Annotated in this window: 29 protein-coding genes; 19 read left to right on the plus strand and 10 right to left on the minus strand. The window is 72.2% G+C overall.

Annotated elements, in window-relative coordinates; translation table 11 throughout:
* Window positions 1-37: 37 nt before the first annotated feature.
* Genes Vgi01_RS12005 through cofC form a run of 4 tightly spaced genes read right to left on the minus strand, consistent with a single transcriptional unit; the run spans window position 38 to window position 4,117 of the window.
* Window positions 38-970, minus strand: coding sequence for an NUDIX hydrolase (locus tag Vgi01_RS12005; protein ID WP_233197002.1), 933 nt, complete (start codon window positions 968-970; stop codon window positions 38-40).
* Between the two features lie 24 nt (window positions 971-994).
* Window positions 995-3,199 carry an RNA degradosome polyphosphate kinase gene (locus tag Vgi01_RS12010; RefSeq protein WP_204291051.1) on the minus strand — a complete coding sequence of 735 codons (2,205 nt, stop codon included), beginning with the start codon at window positions 3,197-3,199 and terminating at the stop codon, window positions 995-997.
* Between the two features lie 53 nt (window positions 3,200-3,252).
* Complete coding sequence (locus Vgi01_RS12015; protein ID WP_199180320.1) at window positions 3,253-3,450, minus strand: cold-shock protein; 198 nt, start codon at window positions 3,448-3,450, stop codon at window positions 3,253-3,255.
* Between the two features lie 37 nt (window positions 3,451-3,487).
* Window positions 3,488-4,117: a 2-phospho-L-lactate guanylyltransferase gene (gene cofC / locus Vgi01_RS12020; protein ID WP_204291052.1), complete on the minus strand. Its 630-nt coding sequence runs from the start codon at window positions 4,115-4,117 to the stop codon at window positions 3,488-3,490.
* Window positions 4,118-4,238: 121 nt separating this feature from the next.
* Here cofC and Vgi01_RS12025 point away from each other — a divergent pair, with 121 nt between their 5' ends.
* The 5 genes from Vgi01_RS12025 (at window position 4,239) to Vgi01_RS12045 (ending at window position 9,058) form a co-directional block, all read left to right on the plus strand.
* The gene (locus Vgi01_RS12025; protein WP_102660138.1) at window positions 4,239-4,973 is read left to right on the plus strand and encodes a lysophospholipid acyltransferase family protein; all 735 of its coding nucleotides are present in this window, start codon (window positions 4,239-4,241) and stop codon (window positions 4,971-4,973) included.
* The gene (locus tag Vgi01_RS12030) at window positions 4,970-5,968 is read left to right on the plus strand and encodes an NAD(P)H-dependent glycerol-3-phosphate dehydrogenase (RefSeq protein ID WP_204291053.1); all 999 of its coding nucleotides are present in this window, start codon (window positions 4,970-4,972) and stop codon (window positions 5,966-5,968) included. Before Vgi01_RS12025 ends, Vgi01_RS12030 begins: the two co-directional genes overlap by 4 nt.
* A gap of 4 nt (window positions 5,969-5,972) precedes the next feature.
* Entirely contained in the window at window positions 5,973-7,112 is a 1,140-nt protein-coding gene (locus tag Vgi01_RS12035) for a cystathionine gamma-lyase (RefSeq protein ID WP_102660140.1), read from the plus strand.
* Window positions 7,113-7,931: a putative protein N(5)-glutamine methyltransferase gene (locus Vgi01_RS12040; protein ID WP_204291054.1), complete on the plus strand. Its 819-nt coding sequence runs from the start codon at window positions 7,113-7,115 to the stop codon at window positions 7,929-7,931. It begins immediately after the preceding gene.
* An 80-nt stretch (window positions 7,932-8,011) separates the two neighbouring features.
* Window positions 8,012-9,058: an ROK family protein gene (locus Vgi01_RS12045; protein WP_239088911.1), complete on the plus strand. Its 1,047-nt coding sequence runs from the start codon at window positions 8,012-8,014 to the stop codon at window positions 9,056-9,058.
* A gap of 73 nt (window positions 9,059-9,131) precedes the next feature.
* Here Vgi01_RS12045 and Vgi01_RS12050 read toward each other — a convergent pair whose 3' ends face one another.
* Together Vgi01_RS12050 and Vgi01_RS12055 are read right to left on the minus strand one after the other, a co-directional pair.
* On the minus strand, window positions 9,132-9,332 hold the full coding sequence (locus Vgi01_RS12050) for a DUF397 domain-containing protein (RefSeq protein WP_102660143.1): 201 nt from the start codon (window positions 9,330-9,332) through the stop codon (window positions 9,132-9,134).
* A gap of 3 nt (window positions 9,333-9,335) precedes the next feature.
* Window positions 9,336-10,181, minus strand: a complete 846-nt coding sequence (locus tag Vgi01_RS12055) for a helix-turn-helix domain-containing protein (protein WP_013732064.1) — start codon at window positions 10,179-10,181, stop codon at window positions 9,336-9,338.
* A 306-nt stretch (window positions 10,182-10,487) separates the two neighbouring features.
* On the opposite strand from Vgi01_RS12055, the gene Vgi01_RS12060 reads away from it, so the two are divergent.
* Window positions 10,488-10,724, plus strand: coding sequence for a hypothetical protein (locus Vgi01_RS12060; protein WP_102660144.1), 237 nt, complete (start codon window positions 10,488-10,490; stop codon window positions 10,722-10,724).
* Window positions 10,725-10,872: 148 nt separating this feature from the next.
* Complete coding sequence (locus tag Vgi01_RS12065) at window positions 10,873-11,979, plus strand: D-alanine--D-alanine ligase family protein (RefSeq protein WP_204291055.1); 1,107 nt, start codon at window positions 10,873-10,875, stop codon at window positions 11,977-11,979.
* 39 nt (window positions 11,980-12,018) lie between these two features.
* On the opposite strand, the gene Vgi01_RS12070 is transcribed toward Vgi01_RS12065, so the two are convergent.
* Together Vgi01_RS12070 and Vgi01_RS12075 are read right to left on the minus strand one after the other, a co-directional pair.
* On the minus strand, window positions 12,019-12,633 hold the full coding sequence (locus Vgi01_RS12070) for a DUF3515 family protein (protein WP_233197003.1): 615 nt from the start codon (window positions 12,631-12,633) through the stop codon (window positions 12,019-12,021).
* Window positions 12,634-12,642: 9 nt separating this feature from the next.
* The gene (locus Vgi01_RS12075) at window positions 12,643-12,876 is read right to left on the minus strand and encodes an Lrp/AsnC ligand binding domain-containing protein (protein ID WP_013732068.1); all 234 of its coding nucleotides are present in this window, start codon (window positions 12,874-12,876) and stop codon (window positions 12,643-12,645) included.
* Between the two features lie 97 nt (window positions 12,877-12,973).
* On the opposite strand from Vgi01_RS12075, the gene Vgi01_RS12080 reads away from it, so the two are divergent.
* Both Vgi01_RS12080 and Vgi01_RS12085 read left to right on the plus strand, forming a co-directional pair.
* Complete coding sequence (locus Vgi01_RS12080) at window positions 12,974-13,939, plus strand: thiamine-phosphate kinase (protein ID WP_204291056.1); 966 nt, start codon at window positions 12,974-12,976, stop codon at window positions 13,937-13,939.
* Between the two features lie 79 nt (window positions 13,940-14,018).
* Window positions 14,019-14,486, plus strand: coding sequence for a GNAT family N-acetyltransferase (locus tag Vgi01_RS12085; protein ID WP_204291057.1), 468 nt, complete (start codon window positions 14,019-14,021; stop codon window positions 14,484-14,486).
* A gap of 149 nt (window positions 14,487-14,635) precedes the next feature.
* On the opposite strand, the gene rpmB is transcribed toward Vgi01_RS12085, so the two are convergent.
* Window positions 14,636-14,827, minus strand: coding sequence for a 50S ribosomal protein L28 (gene rpmB / locus Vgi01_RS12090; protein ID WP_007075181.1), 192 nt, complete (start codon window positions 14,825-14,827; stop codon window positions 14,636-14,638).
* Between the two features lie 244 nt (window positions 14,828-15,071).
* Here rpmB and fakA point away from each other — a divergent pair, with 244 nt between their 5' ends.
* Both fakA and recG read left to right on the plus strand, forming a co-directional pair.
* On the plus strand, window positions 15,072-16,685 hold the full coding sequence (gene fakA / locus Vgi01_RS12095; protein ID WP_204291058.1) for a DAK2 domain-containing protein: 1,614 nt from the start codon (window positions 15,072-15,074) through the stop codon (window positions 16,683-16,685).
* Window positions 16,682-18,886, plus strand: a complete 2,205-nt coding sequence (gene recG / locus Vgi01_RS12100) for an ATP-dependent DNA helicase RecG (RefSeq protein ID WP_204291059.1) — start codon at window positions 16,682-16,684, stop codon at window positions 18,884-18,886. Before fakA ends, recG begins: the two co-directional genes overlap by 4 nt.
* Before the next feature lie 167 nt (window positions 18,887-19,053).
* On the opposite strand, the gene Vgi01_RS12105 is transcribed toward recG, so the two are convergent.
* Window positions 19,054-20,586, minus strand: coding sequence for a cell wall anchor protein (locus Vgi01_RS12105; RefSeq protein ID WP_204291060.1), 1,533 nt, complete (start codon window positions 20,584-20,586; stop codon window positions 19,054-19,056).
* A gap of 391 nt (window positions 20,587-20,977) precedes the next feature.
* Here Vgi01_RS12105 and rsmD point away from each other — a divergent pair, with 391 nt between their 5' ends.
* The 8 genes from rsmD to mutM all read left to right on the plus strand — a co-directional run bounded on the left by rsmD (window position 20,978) and on the right by mutM (window position 26,579).
* Complete coding sequence (rsmD, locus tag Vgi01_RS12110; protein ID WP_102660151.1) at window positions 20,978-21,544, plus strand: 16S rRNA (guanine(966)-N(2))-methyltransferase RsmD; 567 nt, start codon at window positions 20,978-20,980, stop codon at window positions 21,542-21,544.
* Window positions 21,541-22,029 (plus strand): pantetheine-phosphate adenylyltransferase, encoded by a 489-nt coding sequence (coaD, locus tag Vgi01_RS12115; RefSeq protein ID WP_043719906.1) that lies wholly within the window; start codon window positions 21,541-21,543, stop codon window positions 22,027-22,029. Before rsmD ends, coaD begins: the two co-directional genes overlap by 4 nt.
* 253 nt (window positions 22,030-22,282) lie before the next feature.
* Complete coding sequence (locus Vgi01_RS12120; RefSeq protein WP_102659891.1) at window positions 22,283-22,780, plus strand: SPFH domain-containing protein; 498 nt, start codon at window positions 22,283-22,285, stop codon at window positions 22,778-22,780.
* A gap of 236 nt (window positions 22,781-23,016) precedes the next feature.
* Window positions 23,017-23,580 carry a YceD family protein gene (locus Vgi01_RS12125; protein WP_102659874.1) on the plus strand — a complete coding sequence of 188 codons (564 nt, stop codon included), beginning with the start codon at window positions 23,017-23,019 and terminating at the stop codon, window positions 23,578-23,580.
* Between the two features lie 5 nt (window positions 23,581-23,585).
* Window positions 23,586-23,759 carry a 50S ribosomal protein L32 gene (rpmF, locus tag Vgi01_RS12130; RefSeq protein WP_013732077.1) on the plus strand — a complete coding sequence of 58 codons (174 nt, stop codon included), beginning with the start codon at window positions 23,586-23,588 and terminating at the stop codon, window positions 23,757-23,759.
* A gap of 129 nt (window positions 23,760-23,888) precedes the next feature.
* Window positions 23,889-24,851 carry a phosphate acyltransferase PlsX gene (locus tag Vgi01_RS12135; RefSeq protein WP_102659892.1) on the plus strand — a complete coding sequence of 321 codons (963 nt, stop codon included), beginning with the start codon at window positions 23,889-23,891 and terminating at the stop codon, window positions 24,849-24,851.
* Window positions 24,848-25,729: a ribonuclease III gene (gene rnc, locus Vgi01_RS12140; protein ID WP_102659875.1), complete on the plus strand. Its 882-nt coding sequence runs from the start codon at window positions 24,848-24,850 to the stop codon at window positions 25,727-25,729. Before Vgi01_RS12135 ends, rnc begins: the two co-directional genes overlap by 4 nt.
* On the plus strand, window positions 25,722-26,579 hold the full coding sequence (mutM, locus tag Vgi01_RS12145; protein WP_204291061.1) for a bifunctional DNA-formamidopyrimidine glycosylase/DNA-(apurinic or apyrimidinic site) lyase: 858 nt from the start codon (window positions 25,722-25,724) through the stop codon (window positions 26,577-26,579). The genes rnc and mutM overlap by 8 nt, the downstream gene beginning before the upstream one ends.
* Window positions 26,580-26,593: the final 14 nt, after the last annotated feature.

Raw genomic sequence — 26,593 nt, forward strand, 5'->3', positions numbered from 1 at the left:
AGTGGGGCTGCCCGCGCTGGCTTCGGTGCGGGGGCGCTCAGAGACGATCGGCGGCGAGCAGCCGGTCGCCGGTGAAGGCGAGCAGCCAGCCGCCGCCCTTTCCGGTGGCGTAGTCGCCGGGCTGGCCGACGAGCCGTTCCAGCGCGCCGGGGATGACCTTGCCCTGGCTGCAGGCGGCCACCGGCTCACCCTGTGCCGCCAGCGCGGTGAGGGCTGCCGCCGTGGCCAGTGCGCACTCGTCGGTCTGCTGGCCGGCGCGCGGCTCGTCCAGGTCACCGCTGATCTCGATCGGCAGGTCGAGCAGCGCGGCTGCCGGATCGAGGGTCTGCACGCACCGGCGGGGCGAGGCGGCGAGCAGCCGGGTCGGGCGGATCAGCGCGATCAGCGGGGCCAACGCGTGCGCCTGGGACCAGCCTCGGGCGTCCAACGGCCGGCCGGCGTCCGGCCCGGACCAGCCCAGCCGCTCACCGGCGTGGCCGTGCCGGACCAGCAGGATCGCCGCGGTGGCCTGGGGCAGCGCGGCGAAAGCGGCAAGCACCTGGGCGTCATGCGGGTAGCTGACCAGCGCCACCGCGTCGTCCACACTCAGCCAGCGCATGTCGTCGACCTCGGTGCCGGGCTGGAAACCGCCGGTGCCCACCGCCCGCATCGCCCAGTAGTCGACCGTCTTGAGCAGGCCCTCGCTGCGGTACTGCACGCTGGGCAGGCGCACCTGCGGTACCGCCTGGGCGTCGGCCTCCTCGGCGACCTCCCGGGCGGCGGCGAGCAGCGGATGCTCGCCCGGTTCCAGCTTGCCCTTCGGCAACGTCCAGTCCCCGTACCGGGGGCGGTGCACCAGGCACACCTGGACGCTGCCGTCCGGGGCCGGCCGCCACACCACCCCGCCGGCCGCCCGGATCACGGCCACGCCGGCTCCCGGGTGCGGGTCCTGCCGGCGGCCGGCGACCGCCAGGTCCTCCTCGTTGACCATCTGCTCAGCCTATGCCCGCACCGCTCACCCGGCGGTGCTGCCGACCCGACGCAGCAACAGATCCTGCAGGTGGACAAGCGGTGCCGTCGGCGTGCCGCTGCGCCGGGTCCAACTGCCGTCGGCGCTCAACTCGAACGCGTCCACGTCCGGGCTCATCGCGGCCTGGAGCACGTGGTCCAGTTCGGCGCGGGCCACCGGGTCGCTGACCTGGACCAGTGCCTCGACCCGTCGGTCCAGGTTGCGGTGCATCATGTCGGCCGACCCGATCCAGAACTCGGCGTCGCCGTTGTTGCCGAAGCGGAAGATCCGGGAGTGTTCCAGGAAACGGCCGAGGATGGAGCGGACCCGGATGTTGTCCGAGAGCCCGGGTACGCCGGGACGCAGCGTGCACATCCCCCGGATGATCAGGTCGACGTGTACGCCCGCCCGGGAGGCCCGGTACAGGGCGTCGGTGACGGCCTCGTCGACCAGCGAGTTGACCTTGAACTGCACCAACCCGGGCATGCCGAGCCGGACCTGGGTGATCTCCCGTTCGATCCGCTCGATCAGGCCGCCCCGGACGCCCTGCGGGGCCACCAGCAGTCGCCGGTACGCGGTCTGCCGGCTGTAGCCGGTGAGCACGTTGAACAGGTCGGTCAGGTCGGCGCCGATCTCCGGGTCGGCGGTGAGCATGCCGAAGTCCTCGTAGAGGCGGGCCGTCTTGGGGTGGTAGTTGCCGGTGCCGATGTGGCAGTAGCGGCGGATCTGGTTGCCCTCCTGGCGTACCACCAGGGCGGTCTTGCAGTGCGTCTTGAGACCGACCAGCCCGTAGACCACGTGGCATCCGGCGCGTTCCAGCGTGCGGGCCCAGCCGATGTTGGCCACCTCGTCGAAGCGGGCCTTCAACTCGACGAGCACCACCACCTGTTTGCCGGCCGCGGCGGCCTCGACCAGCGCGTCCACGATCGGAGAGTCGCCGCTGGTGCGGTACAGCGTCTGCTTGATGGCCAGCACGTGCGGGTCGGCGGCGGCCTGCTCGATGAAGCGCTGCACGCTTGTGGCGAACGAGTGGTACGGGTGGTGCACCAGCACGTCCCCGTCGCGCAGGGTGGCGAAGACGCTGCGCGGCACCTCACCCTCGGCCAGTCGGGGATGGGTGGCCGGCACGAAGGGCGGATCCTTCAGGTCCGGCCGGTCCGCCTCGCCGTAGAGCTGCCACAGCGCGGACAGATCGAGCAGCCCCCGGACCCGCAGCACGTCCTGGGCGTCCATGTCCAGTTCGCGGACCAGCAACTCCAGCATGTGGTCGGAGATCGACGCGGCGACCTCCAGCCGGACCGGAGGACCGAACCGGCGCCGGGCCAGTTCCCGTTCGAGGGCCTGGAGCAGGTCCTCGTCGCGGTCCTCGTCGACCTCCACCTCGGCGTTGCGGGTGACCCGGAACAGGTGGCACTCCACCACCTGCATGCCGGAGAAGAGTTGACCGAGGTGGACCGCGATGAGGTCCTCCAGCGGCAGCATCCGTACGCCGGGCTGGTCCCGGTCGACCCGGACGAACCGGGGCACGTTGTTGGGCACCTTGACCCGGGCGAAGAGTTCGGCCCCACCGTCCGGGTCGCGGACCGACACGGCCAGGTTCAGCGACCGGCCCGAGATGTACGGAAAGGGATGCGCCGGGTCGACCGCCAGCGGGGTGAGCACCGGGAAGATCTGCTCGCGGAAGTAGCTGCGCAGCCGGTCCCGTTCGCTGTCGCCGAGGTCGGACCAGCGCAGCACCCGGATGCCCTCCGCCGCCAGCTTCGGCGACACGTCGTCGATGAAGCAGGCGGCGTGCCGCGCGACCAGGTCGGCCGCCTTCGCGGCGACCAGTTCGAGTTGGGTACGCAGGGGCAACCCGTCGCCGCCGCGTACCGGCAGGCCGGCGGTGAGCCGCCGTTTCAGCCCGGCGACCCGCACCATGTAGAACTCGTCGAGGTTGCTGGCGAAGATGGCGAGGAACTTGGCCCGCTCCAGCAGTGGCGTGCGGTGGTCCTCGGCCAGCGCCAGGACCCGGGCGTTGAAGTCGAGCCAGGACAGCTCCCGGTTGAGGAACCGGTCCTCCGGCAGCGGCCGGTCGACCGAGGTCTCCCGGTCGGCGGGTTCGGGCAGGCCCGCCTCGGCGACCGGGTCCAGCACCTCCTCCAGCCCGGCGGAGGAGGCGGCCGGGTCGGTGCCGGTGGGGTGGTCCGGGCGTTCGCGAGGGGTGCTCACCCGCCCATAATCACCCGACCAGGGTTAACACAAATTGAACTTGAGCTGGGATGTCAGGGCATCGTCGGCAACGTCACCCGTACGACGTCACCGCCGGCGTCGGTCTCCACCCGGACCCGCTGCCCCAGCCGGAGCAGCCGTAGCCCGGAGGCGTCGAAGGCGCGGGCGGGGAAGGGCAACTCGGTGCCGTCGTCGAGCAGCAGCAGTCCGCTGCGGGTCGCCGCGTCGAAGGTCGCCACCGTGCCCTGCATGCCCAGCACCGTACACGGGACGCGGCTCGGCCGGGGTTCAGCGCGTCAGGCAGCCGGCGGCCAGCGCGGCGGTGCGCGGGCCGAGCCCGAGCCGGGCCGCGGCCAGCAGGTCCTCGGCGGTGTCCACATCCCGACGCAGGCTGGGCCAGTCACCGGCCAACGCGCGGGCACCGCTGGCCGTGTGTGCCGTGGCCGAGTCGGGTCCGAACCGGGGATCCAGGGGTACGCCGGGAGGTGCGGCGAGCAGCACCGTACCGCTGCCGGGGGCGTCGCTGACGAAGGACCGTACGCCTGCCGGGGTCTTGCGGGCCTCGGCCAGCGCGGCGGCCAGTTCGGCCGGGCGCAGGGCGGGCAGGTCGGCGGTGAGCCCCGCCACCCACCCGGCGGCTCCGGTCGCACCGTGCCGGAACGCGGCGTTCAGGCCGGCGTCCGGGGCGTCGGGCAGCACCTGGGCGCCGGCCAGCCGGGCCAGCGCGCTCACCCGGGGATCGTCGGTGACCACCCGGATCCGCACCAGCGGCGAACAGGCACCCACCGCGGCCAACGTGTCGGCGGCCAGCGCCAGCGCCAACTCCTCGTGCGGCACGCCGGGCAGCCCGCCGCGCAGCCGGGTCTTCGCGGCGGTCAGACGCTTGACCGGTACCACCACGGTCCATGGCTGACTCACACTGTCATCCTGCCAGCCGGCGTCGGTACCCTCACTGGCCGTACCAGGGGCGAGCAGGCATGATTTCGGCTGCGGGTGTCACCGGTTCCTCCGGTGGACGGGGCGGGCACGAGGAGGCACGGTGGGTCGGCGCAGGCTGGGGTTCTGGCAATGGTTGGCCGTGGTGCTGGTCAAGCCGGTGATGACGATCTGGACCCGGCGCACCTGGCGGGGGATGGAGCACCTCGGCACCGAGGGCCCGATGATCATCGTGGCGAACCACATGTCGCACGCCGACCCGCTGGTCGCCGCCCATTTCATCTACGACTCCGGCCGTTGGCCGCAGTTCCTGGGCAAGGCGAGCGTGTTCAAGGTTCCGGTGATCGGCTGGATCCTGCACCGGTGCAAGCAGATCCCCGTCGAGCGGGGGACGGTCGACGCGGCCAAGTCGCTGGACGCCCTGATCAAGGCGCTCGGCGAGGGTGATGCCGTGATCATCTACCCGGAGGGCACCATCACCCGGGAACCGGACCTGTGGCCGATGAAGGGCAAGACCGGGGCGGCCCGACTGGCGTTGGCGACCGGCGCCCCGGTGGTGCCGGTGGTGATGTGGGGGCCGGAGCGCATCTTCGACCCGCGCCGCTCCCGGCTCAACCCACGGCCCCGGATCCCGGTGACCGTGGTGGCCGGGCCACCGATCGACCTGAGCCAGTGGACCGGTGCCGCCCCCAGCCGCGCGGTGCTGGAGGAGATGACCGATGTGATCATGCTGCGGCTGCGGGACATGCTCGCCGAGATCCGGGGCGGCACCCCGCCGCCGCTGTGGCAGCGTAATGGTCGGGCCAACGTCGAGCAGCGTCCGGAGGCGACGGCGTGAGTGGGCACGTGGCGGTGCTGGGCGCCGGGTCCTGGGGTACGGCGTTCGCGAAGATCCTGGCCGACGCCGGGCGGGAGGTCACCATCTGGGCCCGCCGGCAGCCGATCGCCGACGTCATCCGCACCGAGCGACGCAACCCGGAGTACCTGCCCGGAGTGGTGCTGCCGGAGCGGGTCACCGGCACCGGCGACGCCGCCGAGGCGATCAAGGGCGCGGAGATGGTGGTGCTGGCGGTGCCGTCGCAGACGCTGCGGGGCAACCTCGCCGATTGGGTCTCGCACCTGCACGCCGACGCCACGCTGGTCTCGCTGATGAAGGGCATCGAGCTCGGTACCACCAAGCGGATGAGCGAGGTGATCGTGGAGACCGCGCAGGTGGCCGCGGATCGGGTGGTGGTCGTCTCCGGCCCCAACCTGGCACCGGAGATCGCCGCCGAGCAGCCGGCCGCCACCGTGGTCGCCTGCACCGACGTCGACCGGGCCACCCTGGTGCAGCGCTCCATCACCACGCCGTACTTCCGGCCGTACACCAACGACGACGTGGTCGGCTGTGAGCTGGGCGGCGCGGTGAAGAACGTGATCGCCCTGGCGTACGGCATCGCCACCGCGATGGGCTTCGGTCACAACACGCGGGCCATGCTTGTCACCCGAGGGCTGGCCGAGACCGCCCGGCTCGGGGTGGCGCTGGGCGCGGACCCGCTCACCTTCGCCGGGCTGGCCGGCATGGGTGACCTGGTGGCCTCCTGCTCGTCGCCGTCGGCACGTAACCGCACCTTCGGTGAGCACCTGGGCCGGGGCGCCACCCTGGAGGAGGCGCGAGTGGCCACCCGGCAGACCGCCGAGGGGGTCAAGAGCGCGTTGGCCATCCGCGACCTGGCCCGCGCGCACGGCGTGGAGATGCCGATCACCGAGCAGGTCGAGCTGGTCTGCCACGAGGGCGTCGACCCGCGGGTCGCGGTACGCGCCCTGATGAGCCGCACCACCAAGCCGGAGTGAGCCGATGAGCGAGGACGAGGTACCCCAGCGGCTTCCGGCCGGCGGTGACGGCACCCGGTGCGTGCACGCCGGCCTGCCCGCCCCGGCACCGGGGCAGCCATTCCTGCCGGGGCCGGTCTTCGCCGCGCCGTACCATCTCGATCCCCGACACGGGCCGGAGGCGGCGCCGAACGGGTACGGACGCCCGGACAACCCCACCCGGCGGTTGCTGGAGGCGGCGATCGGCGAGCTGGAGGGCGGCGAGTGTCGGGTCTTCGCCAGCGGCCAGGCGGCCATCACCGGGCTGCTGCTGGGGCTGCTGCGCGCCGGTGACACGGTGGTGCTGCCCGCCGACGGATACTTCCCGGTCCGCACGTTCGCCACCGACACACTCGCCGGCAACGGGGTACGGGTGCTGCTGGCACCGACCGCCGGGCCGTACCCGTCCTTCGACGGGGTACGCCTGGTGCTTGTGGAGACGCCGGCCAACCCGGGACTCGACGTGGTGGACCTGCCCGCGCTGGCCGAGCAGGTGCACGCCGCCGGTGCCCTGCTGGCGGTCGACAACACCACCGCGACCCCGCTCGGGCAGCGCCCGTTGGACCTCGGCGCGGACCTGGTGGTCGCCTCCGGCACCAAGGCCCTGACCGGGCACTCCGACCTGCTGCTGGGCTACCTGGCCACCCGCTCATCGGAGCTGCTGGAACGGCTCACCGCCTGGCGGACCACCACCGGGGCGGTGCCCGGCGCGTTCGACGCCTGGCTGGCACACCGCTCGCTGGCCACCCTCGACCTGCGCCTGGCCCGGCAGAGCGCCAACGCCGAGGCCCTCGCCCGGCTGCTGGCCGACCGCACCGACGTGACCGGGCTGCGCTGGCCGGGCCTGCCGGACGATCCGGCCTACCCGGTCGCCTCGCGTCAGCTGCGCCGGATGCCGGGGGTGCTCTCCTTCGACCTGGGCGACGCCGAACGGGTCGCCCGGTTCCTCGACGCGGCCCGGCTGGTCTCGGCGGCCACCTCCTTCGGCGGCCTGCACACCACCGCCGACCGGCGCGCCCAGTGGGGTGACGACACCGCCGCCGGCTTCGTCCGACTCTCCTGCGGTGTGGAGGACACGGTGGACCTGACCGCCGATGTGTCGGCCGCGTTGGATGCCAGCGCCTAGATGATCGCCGTCTCCTCGGCGGTACGGGCCGCCACGGTCGACCGGCTACGCCGGGCCGGCTGTGTCTGGGCCGAGGACGAGGCCCGGTTGCTGGTGGAGGCGGCCGACGACCCGGGGGCGCTCGCCGCCCTGGTCGATCGGCGGGTGGCCGGGGAGCCGCTGGAGTACCTGCTCGGCTGGGCGGAGTTCTGCGGCGAGCGGATCACCGTCGTACCCGGCGTCTTCGTGCCGAGGGCGCGGACCGCGGCGCTCGTCGCGGCGGCCGAGGCGGTGGCCGGGCCGGCGGCGAGGGTGGTCGAGCTGTGTTGCGGCTCGGGCGCGCTCAGCCGGGCGCTGGCGCGTCGACTCCACGCCCCGCGGCTGCTGGCTGCGGTGGACGTGGACCCGACCGCGGTGGCCTGTGCCCGAGGCAACCTCGCCGAACTGGCCGTGCCGGTCCTCGCCGGTGACCTGTTCGACGCGCTGCCGGCGACGTGGCGCGGCACCCTGGACCTGGTGGTGGCGAACGCGCCGTACGTGCCGACGGCGGCGTTGGACCTGTTGCCGGCCGAGTCGCGCCGGTACGAGGCGTTGGTGGCGCTCGACGGCGGCCCGGACGGGTTGGCGGTGCTGCGCCGGCTCGCCGCCGAGGCGACGAGTTGGCTCGCCCCCGGCGGGCACCTGGTGGTGGAGGTCGGCGAGTCGCAGGTCGACCTGCTCGCTTCGGTGCTGGCGGAGGCGGGGCTGCTGCCGTCGACGTGGCGCGACGAGTCCCTGGCGGCCACCGCCATGACGGCCCGACGGCCGGTCGGCATGGCGGGGCAGGGGAGCGAGAACTAGCCTCACGACTCGTACGCCATGACGTGACACCAGTGACACGCGGAGTATTCCGATCGAAACGGGTGGGAGGCGGTTGACCGGTGGCTGACACAACTGTGGTCGTGGGTATCGACAACGGCGGTACGAGCAACAACGCCACGGTGCTCACGCTCGATGGACGCTTCCTGGTCGACCAGCTCGTGGAGACCCCCAGCGAGGTACGCGCCGGTCCGCAGGCCGCTGTCGAGGCGATGGCCCGCTCCCTCGACGGTGTCCTGGCCCTGACCGGGCTGTCCCGCGACCAGGTGCGCGCCGTCGGGCTGGACACGCCCGGTCCGGCCAGCGCCACCGGGGTGATCTCGTCGAAGGGGTCGACGAACTTCTCCCAGCCGGCCTGGCGCGGCCACGACATCCGGGGTGCCCTGGAACGCCGGCTCGGGCTGCCGGTGATCTATCACAACGACGGCAACGCCGCCGCGCTCTACGCCCACCACGTCCACTTCGGAGTCGACGCGATGCACCGGTCGTCGGTGTCGGCGATCGTCGGCACCGGGCTGGGCGGTGGGCTGGTCGAGTACGGACGGGTGATTGCCGGCGCGGCGGGGATGGCCGGTGAGCTGGGGCACGTGCACGTCCCGCTGACCGACGTGCTCGCACCGGGGCAGCCGGTGCCGGTCTGCGCCTGCGGCTTCGCCGGGGACGTGGAATCCGTCGCCTCGCTGACCGCGATCGAGCGCAACCTGCTGCCGTACTGGCTCACCCGGTTTCCGGACCATCCGCTGGCCGGTGAGCCGCCGGCCCGGGCGGCGAAGCTGGTGCGCGGCTACGGCGAGCGGGGCGACGAGATGGCCCGGGAGATCTTCGCCCAGCAGGCCCGAGCCCTCGGGGCGTTGTTCACCATCGCGGCCAACTTCACCGATCCGCACGCCTACTTCGTGGGCGGTGGGGTGGTGGAGACCGTCCCCGAGTTCCGTGACTGGTTCCTGGCGACCGTACGCGAGCACACCGTGCTGCGGGACGAGCAGGCCGCGTCGGCCACCTTCGCGCTGGTGCCGGAGCGGGACATGGCCGGCGCTCGGGGTGCCGCCCTCGCCGCCCTGGCGGCGGCCCGTGAACTGCCGGTGCCGCCGCCGCTTGTCGGCCACTGATCGCTCGGGTGGGCTGACCGGGCCGGTGGTGCCCTTACCGGCCCGGTCAGCGGCTCATGGGTTCACCCGTGGATCAGCGCAGCGGCGGTGCCTCGGCGAAGGCGGTCCAGGCCGACGGCGCGAAGAGCAGCAGCGGGCCGTCCGGGTCCTTGGAGTCGCGTACCGCCACCGTGCCGGGTACGACCGCCACCTCCACGCAGGCGCCCTCGTCGCCGCTGTGGCTGCTCTTGCGCCATCCGGCCACCGCCGGGGTGGCGTTGGTCGTCGGTGTCATCGTCTACCGTCCCTTCAGGATCTTGATCAATGCGTCGCGGCTGGCCGACGGGCTGAGCGCGACAGTCCGCAGATGTTCCATGATCTTGGTGCAGGTTCGCAGGTCGCCGGGCCGGTCGAGGACCATCTGCCCGGCGACCGTCTCCACCGAGGCGATGATCGGGTCCTCCGGGTCGGCGAATTCGAGGATGTGCAGCGAGCCCCGCGTGCCCCGGTGGTAACCGGCGGCCAACGGGATCAGCTGCACGGTGATGTTCGGCAGCTCGCTCATCTTGAGCAGGTGCCGCAGTTGGCCCTGCATCGCGGCCTCGTCGCCGACCGGGCGCAGGAGCGCGGCCTCGTCGAGGATCGCGTCGAAGATCGGTGGGTCGTCACCGGTGAGTCGTTGCTGGCGGTCCAGTCGCAGGTGGACCCGCTCCTCGACGTCGTTGTCGCTGAGCGTGTGCGGGCCGCCCCGCATCACGCCCCGGATGTAGTCGGCGGTCTGCAACAACCCCGGCACCACTGACGGTTCGAAGTTGGCGATGCCGGTGGCCTCGGCCTCCAACGCGATGAAGTCGATGGTGCGTCGGTCGAGCAGGTACGAATAGGACACCCACCAGCCGGGCTTGCGCGCGTCCTTGGCCAACGCGACAGCCGCCGCGACGTCGTCCGCTCCCACCCCGTAGAGGGTGAGCAGCGCGCGTACGGTCGCCGGGCTGACAAGCGTCTGCGCGTTCTCGTAGCGGGACAGCGTGCTGCGGGTGCTGTTGATCTCGTCGGCTGCGGCCTCCAGGGTGAGGCCGGCGGCCTCACGGTGCTGGCGCAGGGCGATGCCGAGTCGTCGGGCGCGGGCGGTCTTCGGTGCCATGCATCGATGGTCGCATGTATTCGGGATCGTGTACATGAGAAAACGTAAGTGGGAGTTGCATTCATGGCGGTGAAGGTGTCAGGCTGTCATCACGTCCTCACCGCCGGTTGTCGTGGCGACGGTGGCGGTGAGCGACCGGAGGGGATGGGGCGCGCGGCGGTCGGGTTATTCCCCCGTACCCGGCCGCCGCGTGCCGCGCCACGAGCCTTTGAGTCGGCACCGGAGGGAGAGCGACGTGCGTAGATACTGTCCGGCAGTCTCGCGGCCGCTACGACGGGCCCGACCGGCGGTGGGCGGCGCGCGGCGATGACCCGATTCCTGGTGGTGCTGACCGACGTGCGCCCCTGCGAGGGCGGTGCTCGCAACGAGCGCATCGCTCCCGAACGTCGCCGCCAGGTGGTCGGCGCGAGCAGCCGTGAGGCGGCCGAGCGGATCGCGGGCGCATTCATGGCCCTGGGCATGGTGCGAGCCGGTCGGCAGCGCGTCAAGGTGATCGCGATCGGCCGGCGGCACGCGTTCGGCGAGCGGCAACTGGCCGGCTGACGCACCCGTCTGGTCACGTACGGTATAGGGCTTCTTGACCGATTGCGCCCGCCTTACGGTCTCGTGGGGTATCGACTTCCCGATCTCGCCACGCACAGTAAGGTCATCCGGGAGAGCGCCAGCAGTGCGTCCCGGAAAGGTGACCGCAGTGACCACCCCAGGCAAGACCCGCGTGGCGATCGTCTTCGGCGGCCGCAGCCCGGAACATGGCATCTCCTGTGTGAGCGCCGGCAGCGTGCTCGGCGCGCTCGACCCCGACGAGTTCGAGGTGGTGCCGGTCGGCATCACCCGCGCGGGTCAGTGGGTGCTGACCAGCGGCGACCCGACCGAGTTGGCGATCAACTCGCGCCGGCTGCCGGAGATCACCGCCGAGTCGGGGGCCGACATCGTGCTGCGAGCCGACCCGACCGGCAGCGGCCTGCTGGTGCTCGACCCCACCGAAGGGCCTCGGGCACTTGCCAACGTGGACGTGGTCTTCCCGGTACTGCACGGCGCCTACGGCGAGGACGGCACCATCCAGGGCATGCTGGAGATGGCGGGCATCCCGTACGTGGGGGCGAAGGTCTTCGCCTCGGCCGCCGCCATGGACAAGGAATTCACCAAGAAGATCTGTGCCGCCGAGGGCATCCCGATCGGCCCGTACGCCGTGCTGCGTAGCGGCATGACGTTGAGCGAGGAGGACAAGCAGCGCCTCGGCCTGCCGGTCTTCGTCAAGCCCTCGCGGGCCGGATCGTCGTTCGGCGTCAGCAAGGTCAGCGACTGGGCCGACCTGGAGGCCGCGATCGCCATCGCCCGGGAGATCGACAGCAAGGTGCTGGTCGAGGGCGCGATCATCGGCCGGGAGATCGAGTGCGGCGTGCTGGAGGGCGAGGCCGGCGGCACGCCCGAGGCGTCCGTGCTGGCCGAGGTGCGGGTGGTCGGCGACTACGACTTCTACGACTTCGAGGCCAAGTACATCGACGCGGAGTCCGCCTGCGAGTACGACGTCCCGGCCGACCTGCCCGAGCGGGTCGCCCGGCAGGTGCGTGACTACGCCGTACGGGCCTTCACCGCGCTGGACTGCGCCGGACTGGCCCGGGCCGACTTCTTCGTCACCCCGGAACTGGACGTCTACCTCAACGAGATCAACACGATGCCGGGCTTCACCCCGACGTCGATGTTCCCCCGGATGTGGGCGGCCTCCGGGCTGGAGTACCCGAAGCTTGTCGACCGGCTCATCCGTACCGCCCTGACCCGGGGCACCGGCCAGTACTGACCGGCCTGGCCCGGCCGACGCCGACCGCGGGCGGCCGGGTCAGGAGGTGCAACCGGACGGGACCGGGCCCGCCGAGGGGACCGAGGCGACGACCGTGGTGGCGATCGGGGCGGCCCACTGCAACGCCTCGCCGTAGAAGTGCGGCACCCGTACGGTCACCGCGGTCTCCCGGTCGAGCGTGGTCAGCACCGTGGCGTCCGCCTCCTCCACCCCGTGCCAGCACACCGCGTTGACCAGGTAGATGTGGTCGGTGGGTGCCACCTCGGGCTCGGACCCGCCGCAGGCCACCGTCAGGGCCGGATCGCCGTACGCGGCGTTCTGCTCCGGCCCGGCGCTCACCGGCCGCTGCGGCAGGTCGCGGATCGAGGCGGGCAGCTGCGACAGCAGGGCGCGGCAGACGGTCGCCGGCCGCTCGGCCAGCGCCGGGGCGGCCATCTCGACCGGCGCGGTGGACTGCGGCCGAGGCGCGCTCGGCGAGGGCTCCGGCGTGGCGGTCGAGCCGTCCGGGGCGAGATTGACGAAGGCCAGGGTGCCTACCAGGAGAGCCACCGGCAGCGCCACGGCCGTGGCGACCAGCGCGGCGGTGCGGCTGGTCCGGTCGGCTGCCGGTGCGGCGTCCTTCGCACGCCGGGTCTCGCCGGGGGATTCGGAAATCCTGGACACTTACAACCGCACCACCGAACACGTGAGTGTGCGGGTGATGCCGGGCACCATCTGCACGTTGCTGACGATGAGTTTGCCGAGCTCGTCGACGGTGTTCGCCTCGGTGAGCACGACCACGTCGTACGGCCCGGTCACCGCGTCGACCCGGACCACGCCGGGGAGATCCGCGATGAGACCGGCCACGTCACGCGCCCGGCCGACCTCTGTCTGGATGAGGATGTACGCCTGTACCACGACTCGACCTCCCTCCGTCGCCGCCTGCCAGACGGCCTGAAGGGAGAAAGTACCTTACGGACCAGGTGTGATCCCTATCGGTGGTCAAGGAGAAGCGGTGAGCGAGCGGGGCGACAGCGGCGCTGTGGACGTCGCACAGGTCGGGGAGTTCGGCCTGATCGACCGGGTCACCGCCCGGTTGTCGTACGGATCGACGGTGCTGCTCGGCCCCGGCGACGACGCGGCGGTGGTCACCGCGCCGGACGCCCGGGTGGTCGCCTCGACCGACGTTCTGGTGGACGGGCGGCACTTCCGCCGGGACTGGGCCGGGGCGCACGACATCGGCCGCCGGGCGGCGGCGGCGAACCTCGCCGACGTGGCGGCCATGGGCGCCGAGCCGACGGCCCTGCTGGTGGCGCTCTGTGTGCCGGCCGACGTGGATACCGGCTGGGTCGAGCAGCTCGCCGACGGGCTCGGTGCCGAGGCGGCGAGCGTGGGCGCCAGCGTGGTCGGCGGCGACATGTCGGCAAGCCCCACCCTGACCATCGCGGTCACCGCCCTGGGCGACCTGGCCGGCCGGTCGCCGGTCACCCGGTCCGGTGCCCGGCCGGGCGACCTGGTGGCCCTGGCCGGGCGTACCGGTTACGCGGCGGCCGGGTTCACCGTGCTGTCCCGCGGCTTCCGGACGCCCCGGCTGCTGGTCGAGGCGTACCGGCGACCGGAGGTGCCCTACGCGGCGGGTCCGGCGGCCGCCCGGCTCGGCGCCACCGCCATGATCGATGTCTCGGACGGGTTGCTCGCCGACCTGGGGCACGTGGCGAAGGCCAGCGGGGTCGCCGTCGACCTGCGCCGGGACGCCTTCGAGGTGCCGCCGCAGATGCGGGACGCGGCGCAGGCGCTCGGTGTCGACCCGTACGCCTGGCTGCTGGCCGGTGGCGACGACCATGCGCTGGTCGCGACCTTCCCGTCCGCGACGGTGCTGCCTGACGGGTGGCGCGAGATCGGCCGGGTCGCCGAGGGCCGGGGCGTGACGGTGGACGGCGCGCCGTTCGACGGCCCGAGTGGCTGGGACCATTTTCGCTGAGTGAGTGATCGGTCACTGCCGAACGCTGTCCGCCCAGGTCGGCGGCGGTGACGGGCCGCTTCGGTCGTACGCTTCACCGGTGCAGGAAATCGAGATTCACGTGGTGCCGTTCGACTCTCCGGTGGCGCAGCAGCTGATCACCTCCGCGCTTGCCGACCTCGGCGCCCGGTACGGCGGTGACGGCGACGAGACGCCTGTCGACGCGCGCGAGTTCACCTCGCCGCACGGCACCTTCCTCGTCGCCCACCTCGACGGGCAGCCGGTCGGCTGCGGCGGCTGGCGCAGCCACGGCAGCGACGGCGAGACCGCCGAGTTGAAGCGGATGTACACCGCTCCGCAGGCCCGTGGCCGCGGCGTGGCCCGTACGGTGCTCGCGGCCATCGAACGCTCCGCCCGCGAGCAGGGCCGCAAGCGGCTCATCCTGGAGTGCGGCGACCGGCAGCCCGAGGCGATCGCGATGTACACCTCGGCCGGCTACGAGCGCATCCCCAACTTCGGCTACTACGCCGACGAGCCCGGCTGCCTCTCCTTCGGCCGCACCCTCTGAGGTGAAAGGAAGGGCACCTTCTTAACGCCTGCGGTAGAGGAAGGGCCCCCTGTTAACAGCCGCTCCGACTGACGCGGAGATGCGGACACGACGATGCCGGCGGGCCACCGAGGGCCCGCCGGCATCAACAGATCGTGGGTGCTACCGCGTCAGGCGCGGGTGACCTTGCCCGCCTTGATGCAGGACGTGCAGACCTTGAGCTTCTTGGTCGTGCCGCCACCGGCCGGGGTACGCACCGACTGGATGTTCGGGTTCCAGCGGCGGTTGGTCCGCCGGTGCGAGTGGGACACGTTGTGGCCGAAGCCCGGTCCCTTGCCACAGACGTCGCACACGCTAGCCACGGGATACTCCTGGGATTGAAACGTTCATGAGGTCGCCGCCAGGCGCAGCCCGGGCAACCTGGCCAGGTTACCCGATGGTGGAAGGCCCCGCCCAACCGGGCTCGGCATCGGCGGTCACGCCTCGCTGCGACGGTCACCGCCGCCAGGCAGGGGCGGGGAAACGGACGACGCCCGGCCTCGCGGCGCCTGCCGGACACGCCCGGCCTTGCGGCGACTGTCAGCGTACGCCAGTAGGCTTCCCAGCGTGCTGGACACCCTCGATGCCGCCGCCGTGCGCCGCTGGTGCGCCAGCGGGCTGGCCGCGTTGCAGCGGCACCAGGGGGAGATCGACGATCTCAACGTCTATCCGGTGCCCGACGGCGACACCGGCACCAACCTGGTGCTGACGCTCACCTCGGCGCAGCAGGCGCTGGCGATGGACCTCGACACCGTCGCCGACGGCGCCGCGACCCCGCACGGGCACGCGCTGCGGCTGATGGCCCGGGGGGCGTTGCTCGGCGCCCGGGGCAACTCCGGCGTCATCCTGTCGCAGATCCTGCGCGGCTTCGCCGACGCGCTGGCCACCACCCCGACGGTCGGGGGTCCGGAGTTGGCCACCGCGCTGCGTGCCGCGACCAGCGCGGCCTATGCGGCGGTGGCCCGCCCGGTGGAGGGCACCGTGCTGACCGTCGTCGCCGCCGCCGCCGGCGCGGCCGAGCAGGCCGACAGCGAGCAGTTGCCGGTCGTCGCCCGGGAGGCGGCCGGAGCCGCGGCGCAGGCGCTGGCCCGTACCCCCGAGCAGTTGCCGGCGCTGGCCCGCGCCGGCGTGGTCGACGCCGGTGGGCGGGGGCTGTGCCTGCTGCTGGACGCCCTGGTCGAGGTGATCACCGGGGAGAGCCCGGAGCGACCCGGGCTGCCGGCACCCACCGCCGCTCGCAGCGTGCCGCCGCCGGCCACCGCCGCCCGGGAGACCGGTTCCCCGGAGTACGCCTACGAGGTGCAGTTCCTGCTCGACGCCGAGCCCGAGGCGGTGGCCCGGCTGCGCGACACGCTTGACGCCCTCGGTGACTCCCTGGTGGTGGTCGGCGACGAGGACACCTGGCAGGTCCACGTGCACGTCAACGACGTCGGGGCGGCGATCGAGGCGGGTGTGGTGGCCGGCCGCCCGTACCAGATCTCGGTGACCCGCTTCGCCGACCAGCGCCCACCCGCCCCCGCACCGGTGTCCGACGGCCGGGCCGCCGTGGTGGTCGCCGCCGGTGCCGGGATCGCCGAGCTGTTCGCCGGGGAAGGCGCGGTCGTGGTGCCCGGCAACCCCTCCACGGGGGAACTGCTGGAGGCGGTGCTCGGCACCGGGGCGGCCCAGGTGGTGGTGCTGCCCAACGACCCGGACGCGCAGGCGGTGGCGAACCAGGTCGCCGAGGAGGCGCACCGGGCGGGCGTCAAGGTCAGCGTGGTGCCCACCCGGTCACCGGTGCAGGCGTTGGCCGCCCTCGCCGTACGCGATCCACGCCGCCACTTCGAGGACGACGTGATCGCGATGGCCGAGGCCGCCGGGGCCTGCCGGTACGCCGAGGTGTGCCACGCCGGGCGCGATGCGCTCACGGTCGCCGGCCCCTGCCGCACCGGCGACGTGCTCGCCCTGGTCGAGGGGGAGGTGCACCTGATCGGCACCGACCTGATCGACACCTGCGTCGCCCTGGTCGACGGCATGCTCGGTGGCGGCGGTGAAATGGTCACCCTGCTCGTCGGCGCGGACGCGCCGGACGGGCTGACCGACGCGGTGTGCACGCACATCACCCGACGGTGGCCGTTCGTCGAGGTGCAGACGTATCCGGGCGGGCAGCCACGCTATCCGTTGCTGGTGGGTGTCGAATGACCGCAGAGGCGTCGACCATGGACACACCGCTGAAGAAGCTGGTCGGCGAGAAGACCGCGAAGGCCCTCGCCGGCCACCTCGACCTGCACACCGCCGGTGACCTGATCTACCACTTCCCGCGCCGCTACGACGAGCGTGGCGAACACACCGACATCAAGGCGCTCGACGTCGGCGAGCAGGTCACAGTGCTGGCCCAGGTGCAGCGCACCGCCGTACGCCCGATGCGGCAGCGCCGGGGCAACCTGCTGGAGGTCACCGTCGGTGACGGCTCCGGCGGCACCCTCACCCTCACCTTCTTCGGCAACCAGGCGTGGCGCGAACGGGAACTGCGGCCCGGCCGGTGGGGACTGTTCGCCGGCAAGGTCACCGACTTCCGGGGCAAACGGCAGCTCAACGGGCCGGAGTACGTCCTGCTCGGCGACCAGACCGACGGCGAGGCGGCGGCCACCGAACAGATCGAGGAGTTCGCCGGGGCACTCATCCCGGTCTACCCGGCTGCCGCGGCCGTACCGACCTGGGTGATCGCCCGCTGCGTCCGGGTGGTGCTGGACACCGTGGCACCGCCGGAGGATCCGCTGCCCGCGGGCGTACGGGCCAGCCGGAACCTGGTCGGGCTGGGCGGCGCGCTGCGGGAGATCCACCGGCCGTCCAGCCGCGAGGAGCTGTACCGGGCCCGTCGGCGGTTGAAGTGGGACGAGGCGTTCGCCGTGCAGCTGACCCTGGTCCGGCGTAAGCATCAGGCCGCCGCCTCACCCGCACGGGCCCGGCCGGCGCGTCCGGGTGGCCTGCTCGACGCCTTCGACGCCCGGCTGCCGTACGAGCTGACCGGTGGGCAGCGCGACGTGGGGGCGGAGATCGCCGCCGACCTGGCCCGCGAGCATCCGATGCACCGGCTGTTGCAGGGCGAGGTCGGCTCCGGCAAGACCGTGGTGGCGCTGCGCGCCATGCTCCAGGTGGTCGACGCGGGCGGGCAGGCCGCGCTGCTCGCCCCGACGGAGGTGCTCGCCGCCCAGCACTACCGGGGCATGCTCGACCTGCTCGGCCCGCTCGCCCAGGCCGGTGAGCTGGGCGCCGCCGAGCACGCCACCCGGGTCGAGCTGGTCACCGGCTCACTCGGCGCGGCGGCCCGACGGCGCGCGCTGGCCGAGGTCGCCAGCGGTGCCGCCGGCATCGTGCTGGGCACCCACGCCCTGCTGTACGAGGGCGTCGACTTCGCCGACCTCGGTCTGGTGGTGGTCGACGAGCAGCACCGGTTCGGGGTGGAGCAGCGCGACGCGTTGCGGGCCAAGGCGGAAAAGCCCCCGCACGTGCTGGTCATGACCGCCACGCCGATCCCTCGGACGGTCGCCATGACGGTCTACGGCGACCTGGAGATCTCCACCCTCTCCCAGCTGCCCCGGGGTCGGTCACCGATCGCCTCGCACGTGGTGCCGGCCGCCGAGAAACCGGCCTTCCTGGACCGGGCCTGGCGTCGGTTGCGCGAGGAGGTCGCCAACGGCCATCAGGCGTACGTGGTCTGCCCGCGCATCGGTGACTCCACGGCCGGTGCCGAGGAGGAAGCACCGGCGGTGGACGACACCGGTCGACGCCCGCCCCTGGCGGTGACCGAGGTCGCGCCGTTGCTGGCCGAAGGACCCCTGCACGGGCTGCGCATCGGCGTGCTGCACGGCCGGCTGCCCGCCGACGAGAAGGACGCGGTGATGCGTTCCTTCGCCGGCGGTGAGCTGGACGTGCTGGTGGCCACCACGGTGGTCGAGGTCGGTGTGGACGTACCCAACGCGACGATGATGGTGGTGCTGGACGCCGACCGGTTCGGCGTCTCCCAGCTGCACCAGCTGCGCGGTCGGGTGGGCCGGGGCAGTGCCCCCGGGCTCTGCCTGCTGGTCACCGAGGCGACCGAGGGCACCAGCGCCCGGGAGCGGTTGGACGCCGTCGCCTCCACCACTGACGGCTTCAAGCTCGCCGAGCTGGATCTGGAGCAGCGGCGCGAAGGCGACGTGCTGGGTGCCGCCCAGTCCGGGCGGCGCTCCCACCTGCGGCTGTTGTCGTTGCTGCGGGACGCCGATCTGATCCGCGACGCGCGGGCGGAGGCGATCACGCTTGTCGAGGAGGACCCGGAGCTGACCCGCCAGCCGGCGCTGGCCGCCTCGGTGGCGGCCCTGGTCGACGCCGACCGCGCCGAGTACCTCGAAAAGGGCTGACCCACCCGTCTCCCGCTTGGGCGTTGTGTGATCGCACTCGATCCCGGATCGAGCGACTGCCGTCATGGGGCGGGAACGCCGAAGGCGCGTCGACCACCGGTCGACGCGCCTTCGGGTCAGGTGTTGCGGGGTGTCCTCAGTGCGGCGAGGGCACCCTCAGGGGCGGCTCAGGCGGTGAAGTGGATCCGCCGCCGCCGGGCCATGACGAACAGCACCGCGCCCACCGCCAGCAGGACGATCGCGCCTGCGGCGATGCCACCGGCCGCGACACCGGTCACCGGCAGGCCGGGCGGCTCCTCGCCACCTCCGCCACCCCCGCAGCCCTCGGGCGCGTAGACGACCTCCAGCTCCAGCTCCAGCTCCGGCAGGGAGACCAGCGCGGCCTCGTCGTCGCCGGCCGGGAAGGTGACGGACTCCGACGAGCCCGGCTTGACCGTACGGCTCTCGGTCTTGTCGCCGTAGGTGAAGTCCACCTTGACCGGCTGGGCGCCCTCAGGGTTCGACGCGGTCAGCGCGAAGGTCTCACAGGTGGCGTCGGCGGTGATCGTCGGCAGCGGGCAGTCCTCCGGGCGCTCCCACTTGTAGCTGCCGTTGTCGATCACCTCGCCGTCGACCAGCACCTCGATCGCGCCGGCGTGCTCGGCCGGCACCACGGTCTCGTTGTTCGCCTTGCCCGGCTCGACGGTGACCTTCTCGGAGAAGCCGTTCTCGCCCCGGACCTCGAACTCGACCGGGTACTTGGAGATCGAGCCGTCGTTGCTCAGGGAGACGGTGACGGTGCCGTCGCAGGCGGAGGCGAAGGTGGCCGCCGGAGTGGTGCAGTTCTTGTCACCGCCGTTGTACCAGCCCTGCGGGCCGGTCGAGCGGTTGCCGGGAGCACCCCGGTCGCCGAGCTTCTTGGAGCCGTAGCGGGGGCCGTTCTCCACAAGCGGGTCGATGACCTCGTCGACCCCACCCCAGATCAGGTCGACCTGGGTGTGGCAGTCCGGAACGTCGACCTTCAGCTCGATCTCGGTCTGGGTGCCGCCGAGGAAATCGCTGTCCGGCGTGCCGTAGACGTACTGCGGGGTGGCGAACTGCGGGCGCGGCGCGAAGTACGACACCAGGGTGAAGTACTGCTTCTCCTCGCCGCACAGCGGCAGGTCACCGGCCAGCTTCACCGTCGCGGTGCCCTTCGGGCCGTCGAAGGTGTGGCTGTACTTGGCGTCGCCGGCGTCGACGCACTTCGGTGCCGGCGCACACGCGCCGTCGGCGCCGAGCTCGATCGTCTTGTGGTCCTTCGACGTCGGAGGCTTCTTGCGCTGCGAGTCGCCCTTCTGGAACCAGGCGGCCTCCACAGTCAGCGTGGCGCGCTGGGTGTCGCCGGGGACCCGCTGAACCCCCTGGACCTGGCCGGCCTTCGGAATCGGCGTGCCCTTGAGCTCGGCGGTGCCGTCGGTACCCTCAGCTACGAGCAGGACCGGGGTCGCCGGATCGGCCGTGACACTGGTGATGGTGGCGGTCTTGTGGCGCTCGCTGTTGACCACGGTCCACGTGATCACCCGCTCGCCGGTGAGTCGGTCACAGTCGACGGTGCCGGTGATCGTGGTGTGGTGGGCGCTGGCCGGAGTGGCCGCCACCACCGCTGCACCGGTCGAGCCGATGATGGCGGCTGCCAGGACAGCCAGCGGTCGCCGTAGCGACAGCTTGGGTCGGAACACGCGTACTCCCGGGGTGAAGAAGCGTCAGGGGCGGCGCGGGAGGAACGGACGGCGTCGGCGGAGCTGTGCCGCGCCGGAGAGGGTGCCTCCCGTGCGGTGATCCGGCATCGATGAGCCGGTTATCGGGCAGACCCTAGCGAGATCGTCGATATCGAGACAGCCCTCAGCGATCACTAAGGATGATGTGATGAACATGAAATGCTTGATCTACGTAGAGTGATTTGCCGGGGGCGGTCTGCATCGCGTGCGATCGATCTGACCGACTTCGGGCGGTGTGGTCCGTTGCGGGGGTCACCCGGGGGTCGCGTAGCGTCGGCGCCATGAGCAGAAGCAGGCTCGACGGCGTGCGCGGGTGTGGGGGCGGCCCCCGAGGCATGGTCGGGAGGCGGCGATGACCCGGATCGTGGCCGGCAGCCTCGGTGGTCGACGCATCGCCGTACCGCCGGGTTCCGGCACCCGACCCACCGCCGATCGCGTACGCGAGGCGCTCTTCAGTTCGGTGCAGGCGGAGTTCGACCTGGTCGGGGCGCGCTTCGCCGACCTGTACGCGGGCTCGGGCGCGGTCGGCCTCGAAGCGTTGTCCCGGGGGGCCGGGCATGTGCTGCTTGTCGAATCCGACGCCCGGGCGGCCCGGGTGATCCGGGAGAACATGGCCATCCTGCGGGCGGCACCCGCCGCTCGGCTGGTCACCGGGAAGGTCAGCACCGTGCTGGCGGCCGGCCCGGACGGCGGCGAACCGTACGACGTCGTCTTCGCCGACCCGCCGTACTCGCTGTCGGACGACGGGGTGCGTGCCATGCTCACCGCATTGGTCGACGGTGGCTGGTTGGCCCCGGACGCGATGGTGGTGGTGGAGCGCTCCACCCGCAGCGGGCCGGTCGACTGGGTGGAGGGGATCACTGGCCAGCGCAGTCGTCGGTACGGCGAGACCACGCTTTGGTACGGTCGCCGATCATGAGACGTGCGGTGTGCCCCGGCTCGTTCGATCCGGTCACCAACGGTCACCTCGACATCGTCGGCCGGGCCAGCCGGCTGTTCGACGAGGTGATCGTCGGCGTACTGATCAACCAGTCGAAGACCGGACTGTTCACCGTCGAGGAGCGGATAGCCATGCTCCGCGAGGTGACCGCCTCCTACGACAACGTCCGGGTGGAGTCCTTCCGCGGGCTGTTGGTGGACTTCTGCCGAGCCCAGCAGGCAAGTGTGCTGATCAAGGGAATCCGAGCGGTAAGCGACTTCGACTACGAGTTGCAGATGGCGCAGATGAACATCGGCCTGGCCGGCGTCGAGACCCTGTTCATGCCCACCAACCCGCTCTACTCCTTCCTCTCCTCAAGCCTCGTCAAGGACGTGGCCAAATGGGGCGGCGACGTAACCCCCCACGTCCCCGACATAGTCCGCGAAGCCCTGAAAACCCGCCTGACCCCCCCACCCCCGGCCTGACCTCCCCTTCCTCCCTCACCCTCACCCACCCTCTCCCCGTCGATCTTGCACTTCTGGTCGGGGATATGCCCCGTGTGCGGCTTTTGGGGGGACGGAAAGTGCAAGATCGCGGGGGAGGAGGGGTGGGCGACTCGCCGGAGGGAGGGGGTGGCGGTTGGGTGGGGTGGGGGACGACATCATTGGGTGAGGCGGGAGACTGGCTTCAGCCCGCATGATGTAGGTCGGTCTGACCAACGACAGGAGTGAGGTGCCGGTGGACCCGCTCGACCGCATCGAGGAACTGATTGCCATGGTGGAGCAGGCGCGCTCCGTCCCGATGTCGCGCAACAACTGCATGGTCGATCGGGGCGAGATGATCGCTGCTCTCGACGAGCTGCGCGCCGAGCTGCCGGCAGATCTGCGCCGGGCTGCGGCACTTCTCGAAGAGCGCGACAAGATCATGGAGGCCGGCAAGCGGGAGGCCGACCGGATCATCAGTGAGGGTGAGGCGGAGCACGCCCGCCTGGTCTCGGTGAACGAGATCACCGTCTCCGCCGAGCACGAGGGCGCCCGGATCATCGCCGAGGCCCGCGCCGAGGCGCAGCGCCTCCGCGAGGAGGTCGACGACTACGTCGACACCGCGCTGGCCAACTTCGAGCAGTTCCTCACCCGGGCGCTGGCCTCCATCGAGCGCGGGCGGGACAAGATGCACGCGCTACGGGAGATCGGCACCTTCGGTGGCGAGGAGACGGAGCGGCCGCTACCGTTCTGAGCGGCGCGACCGCATCGGTGCCGCGACCCTCCCGCCACACCGACCAGAGCCGGTGACCGACGGAGAACCGGCAGCCGACCGGAGTCCGGCGGCCGTCCGGGAACCGGCGATCGTTCGGAGTTGGCCTGCCACCCGCATCCGCCCCGCCGCCAGCGGTGGGGCCGCCCCCGGTTCGACGTTCGAGTGCCTGTCCAGGTAACCTCGTTTGTCGGCCTCTCACCGGCCGGAGTCTGACTATGCCCAAACACACGCCTTCTTCACTCGACCCCAGGTCGCCGCTGGTCCTCGACACGAGGGAGCTGCCGCGCCGACCTGGTGCGTTGCGTACCGTCGAACGGGTGGTTCAGGCACCGTCGGACCTCGGCGTTGAGTTGATCGGCGTGCCGGAAGGCGCGGACCTCGAACTCGATCTGCGGATGGAGTCGGTGTCCGAGGGCGTGCTCGTGTCGGGGACCGTCAGCGGTCCGGTCCGGGGCGAGTGCGGTCGGTGCCTACGCGGGATCGACGACTCGGTGACGGTGACGATCCAGGAGCTGTACGCGTACGAGAACAGCACCACGGACGCCACCACCGAAGAGGACGAAGTTGGTCGATTGCAGGGTGACCTGATCGACCTGGAACCGGCGCTGCGGGATGCGGTGGTGCTCGCACTGCCGACCAACCCGCTCTGCCGCCAGGACTGCCCGGGACTGTGCTCCGAGTGTGGGGTGCACTGGGACGATCTGCCGGCGGACCACAGCCACCAGCAGGTCGACCCGCGTTGGGCGGGCCTGTCGCAACTGACCCGTACAGAGGAGTAAGAACCGTGGCCGTCCCCAAGCGCAAGATGTCGCGCAGCAACACCCGGTCCCGCCGGGCGAACTGGAAGGCCGCGGCGGTCGCGACCGTGGCCTGCCCGCAGTGCAAGTCCCCCAAGCTGCCGCACGCTGCCTGCTCCGTCTGCGGCACCTACAACGGCCGCCAGGTCCTCGAGGTCTGACCCGGACGCCGCGTGACGTCTCCGACCACAGGTCGGGCGACGCGCAAACCCCGGCGATCGCCTGCTGCTCCCGTCGACGCCGGCCGGCTCTCACCGGCCGGCGTCGTCACGGAGCCGGGAACCGCACGGATCGCCGTTGACCTCCTCGGCGGGGACGACGCTCCCGACGTGGTGGTGGACGGCGCTCTACGGGCGGTGCGCGCCGACCCCGATCTGCACCTCCTGCTCGTCGGCCCGACCAGAGCCGCCGGTGCGCTCGTCGACGCCCTCGACCCGGCCCAACGTGCCCGGTTGACGCTGCGACCTGCGCGCACCGCCGTCGACACGGCCGACGATCTCACCGCGGCCCGCGCCGAGAACACGGTCCGGGCGGCCGTCGCCGCGATCCGCGCCGGCCAGGCCGACGCGCTGGTCTCCGCCGGGTCCACCGGCGCCACGGTGACCGCTGCCGCCCTCGGCCTCGGCCGCTGGCCGCAGATCCGACGGCCGGCCCTGGCCGCCACCCTGCCCGGCGTCTCCGGACCTGTCGTCCTGCTCGACGTCGGCGGCTCGATGGAGCCGAGTCCGGCGACCCTGACCCGGCACGCCGTGCTCGGCGCCGCGTACGCCGCCATCGCCCACGGCCTCGACGCCCCTCGGGTGGGGCTGCTCTCCGTGGGCACCGAACCGGGCAAGGGTGACCGACCCCGCCGCCTCGCCGACCCGATGTTGCGCGCTACGGAACTGCCCGGTGACGCTCGGTACGTGGGCCTGGTCGAGGGGTACGACGTCTGCCTCGGCACGCGCGCCGATGTGGTGGTCACCGACGGGTTCACCGGTAACGTGCTGCTCAAGGCGATCGAGGGCGCGTACGCCATGGCGGGCGGGCCGCCGCCCGACGGGGGCGCGCCGCGGGCAGCCGCGCTGCTCGGGGTGGCGGGCACCGTGGTGGTCTGTCACGGCGCCGCTCGCCCGGCCGACATCGCTTCCGGCATCGCGCTGGCTGCCCACCTCTGGCGGCGAGCCGCCACCGACCGGGTCGCCGCGCTGCTTGCCACCGAACGCACCGACCGCACCGATCGCACGACCGACACCGAGGTACGCACATCATGAGCATCGACAAGCGACGACGGCCCTCCATCGGCCACCTCGAGGCAGCCTTCGGCGTGTCAATGGACCCGGAGTTGCTGGAGCGGGCCCTGACCCACCGCTCGTACGCGTACGAGAACGGCGGCCTGCCGACCAACGAGCGGCTGGAGTTCCTCGGCGACTCGGTGCTCGGCGTGGTGATCACCACCGCGCTCTTCCACAACCACCCGGACCTGCCCGAGGGGCAACTGGCCAAGCTGCGGGCCAGCGTGGTCAACATGCGTGCCCTGGCCGACGTGGCGCGCGGTCTGGGCCCGGACGGGCTCGGCCCCTACCTGCTGCTGGGCAAGGGTGAGGAGACCACCGGCGGCCGGGACAAGGCGAGCATCCTCGCCGACACCCTGGAGGCGCTGCTCGGCGCGATCTACCTCCAGTACGGGCTGGACATCGCCGCCGAGGTCATCCACCGGCTGTTCGACCCGCTGATGGCCGAGTCGGCCGGCCGGGGCGCCGCCCTGGACTGGAAGACCAGCCTCCAGGAGTTGACCGCGGCGCTGGGTCTCGGTGTGCCGGAGTACCGGATCGAGGGCGCCGGCCCGGACCATCTGAAGACCTTCACCGCCTGGGTGGTGGTGGCCGGTAACCGGTACGGCGGCGCCGACGGGCGTAGCAAGAAGGAGGCCGAGCAGCGGGCCGCGGAGTCGGCCTGGCGGACCCTGAACGCGCAGGCCGAAGCCGACGACGAAGCCGACCGGGCCGAGCCGGAGCCGCTTGACGAGCCGTCCGACGCCGCGGTGACCGTCGAGCCGGCGGGGATCGTCGAGCCCGCGGCGATCGCGGACGACGACGGGCGGGCCGTCGTGGACGCCGGCCGGCCGGAGGTGCAGGCGCCCCGTGCCTGAACTGCCCGAGGTGGAGACCGTCCGGCAGGGGCTGGCGCGCTGGGTCACCGGCCGACGGATCGAGTCCGTCGAGGTACGCCACCCGCGTGCGGTGCGTCGGCACGTGGCCGGTGGCGCCCACTTCGCCGACGTGCTGGCCGGCCGGACCGTGCTCGACGTGTGCCGGCGCGGCAAATATCTCTGGTTGCCGCTGGACAGCGGTGACGCGGTGATCGGGCATCTCGGCATGTCCGGGCAACTGTTGCTGCAACCGGCCACCGCCCCGGACGAGCCGCACCTGCGGGTCCGCTTCCGGTTCACCGACGACGGTCCCGAACTGCGCTTCGTCGACCAGCGCACGTTCGGTGGGCTCTCGGTAAGCGAGGGCGGCGCGACGCTGCCCACGGAGATCGCCCACATCGCCAGGGACCCGCTGGATCCGCAGTTCTCCGACGCGGACTTCGTCACCGCGATGCGCCGCCGCCGTACCGAGGTCAAGCGCGCCCTGCTCGACCAGACGTTGATCTCCGGGGTGGGCAACATCTACGCCGACGAGGCGCTGTGGCGCGCCAAACTGCACGGCACCCGGCCGACCGACGCGTTGACCGGCCCGGCCGTACGGCGGTTGCTCGGCCACGTACGCGACGTGCTGACCGAGGCGATCACGGCGGGCGGCACCAGCTTCGACGCGCTGTACGTCAACGTCAACGGGGAGAGCGGTTACTTCGACAGGTCGCTGAACGTCTACGGCCGTGAGGGGCAGCCCTGCCGACGATGCGGTGCGCCGATCCGCCGGGAGGCCTTCATGAACCGGTCGTCGTACAGTTGCCCGCGCTGCCAGCCCCGCCCCCGCGCCACCCTGCGCGGCTGACCTCGATCACGGTA

This window comes from Micromonospora gifhornensis (assembly GCF_016863515.1).
GTDB classification, from domain to species: domain Bacteria; phylum Actinomycetota; class Actinomycetes; order Mycobacteriales; family Micromonosporaceae; genus Micromonospora; species Micromonospora gifhornensis.

Bases quoted from the DNA above. Each gene is read 5' to 3' on its own strand.
- Vgi01_RS12040 (WP_204291054.1), top strand. From the start codon at position 7,113: ATGATCGCCGTCTCCTCGGCGGTACGGGCCGCCACGGTCGACCGGCTA.
- Vgi01_RS12125 (WP_102659874.1), top strand. From the start codon at position 23,017: ATGCCCAAACACACGCCTTCTTCACTCGACCCCAGGTCGCCGCTGGTC.
- Vgi01_RS12015 (WP_199180320.1), bottom strand. From the start codon at position 3,450: ATGCAGGGCACGGTGGCGACCTTCGACGCGGCGACCCGCAGCGGACTG.
- rnc (WP_102659875.1), top strand. From the start codon at position 24,848: ATGAGCATCGACAAGCGACGACGGCCCTCCATCGGCCACCTCGAGGCA.
- Vgi01_RS12055 (WP_013732064.1), bottom strand. From the start codon at position 10,181: ATGGCACCGAAGACCGCCCGCGCCCGACGACTCGGCATCGCCCTGCGC.
- Vgi01_RS12005 (WP_233197002.1), bottom strand. From the start codon at position 970: ATGGTCAACGAGGAGGACCTGGCGGTCGCCGGCCGCCGGCAGGACCCG.
- recG (WP_204291059.1), top strand. From the start codon at position 16,682: ATGACCGCAGAGGCGTCGACCATGGACACACCGCTGAAGAAGCTGGTC.
- coaD (WP_043719906.1), top strand. From the start codon at position 21,541: ATGAGACGTGCGGTGTGCCCCGGCTCGTTCGATCCGGTCACCAACGGT.
- Vgi01_RS12050 (WP_102660143.1), bottom strand. From the start codon at position 9,332: ATGACACCGACGACCAACGCCACCCCGGCGGTGGCCGGATGGCGCAAG.
- Vgi01_RS12035 (WP_102660140.1), top strand. From the start codon at position 5,973: ATGAGCGAGGACGAGGTACCCCAGCGGCTTCCGGCCGGCGGTGACGGC.
- Vgi01_RS12060 (WP_102660144.1), top strand. From the start codon at position 10,488: ATGACCCGATTCCTGGTGGTGCTGACCGACGTGCGCCCCTGCGAGGGC.
- rsmD (WP_102660151.1), top strand. From the start codon at position 20,978: ATGACCCGGATCGTGGCCGGCAGCCTCGGTGGTCGACGCATCGCCGTA.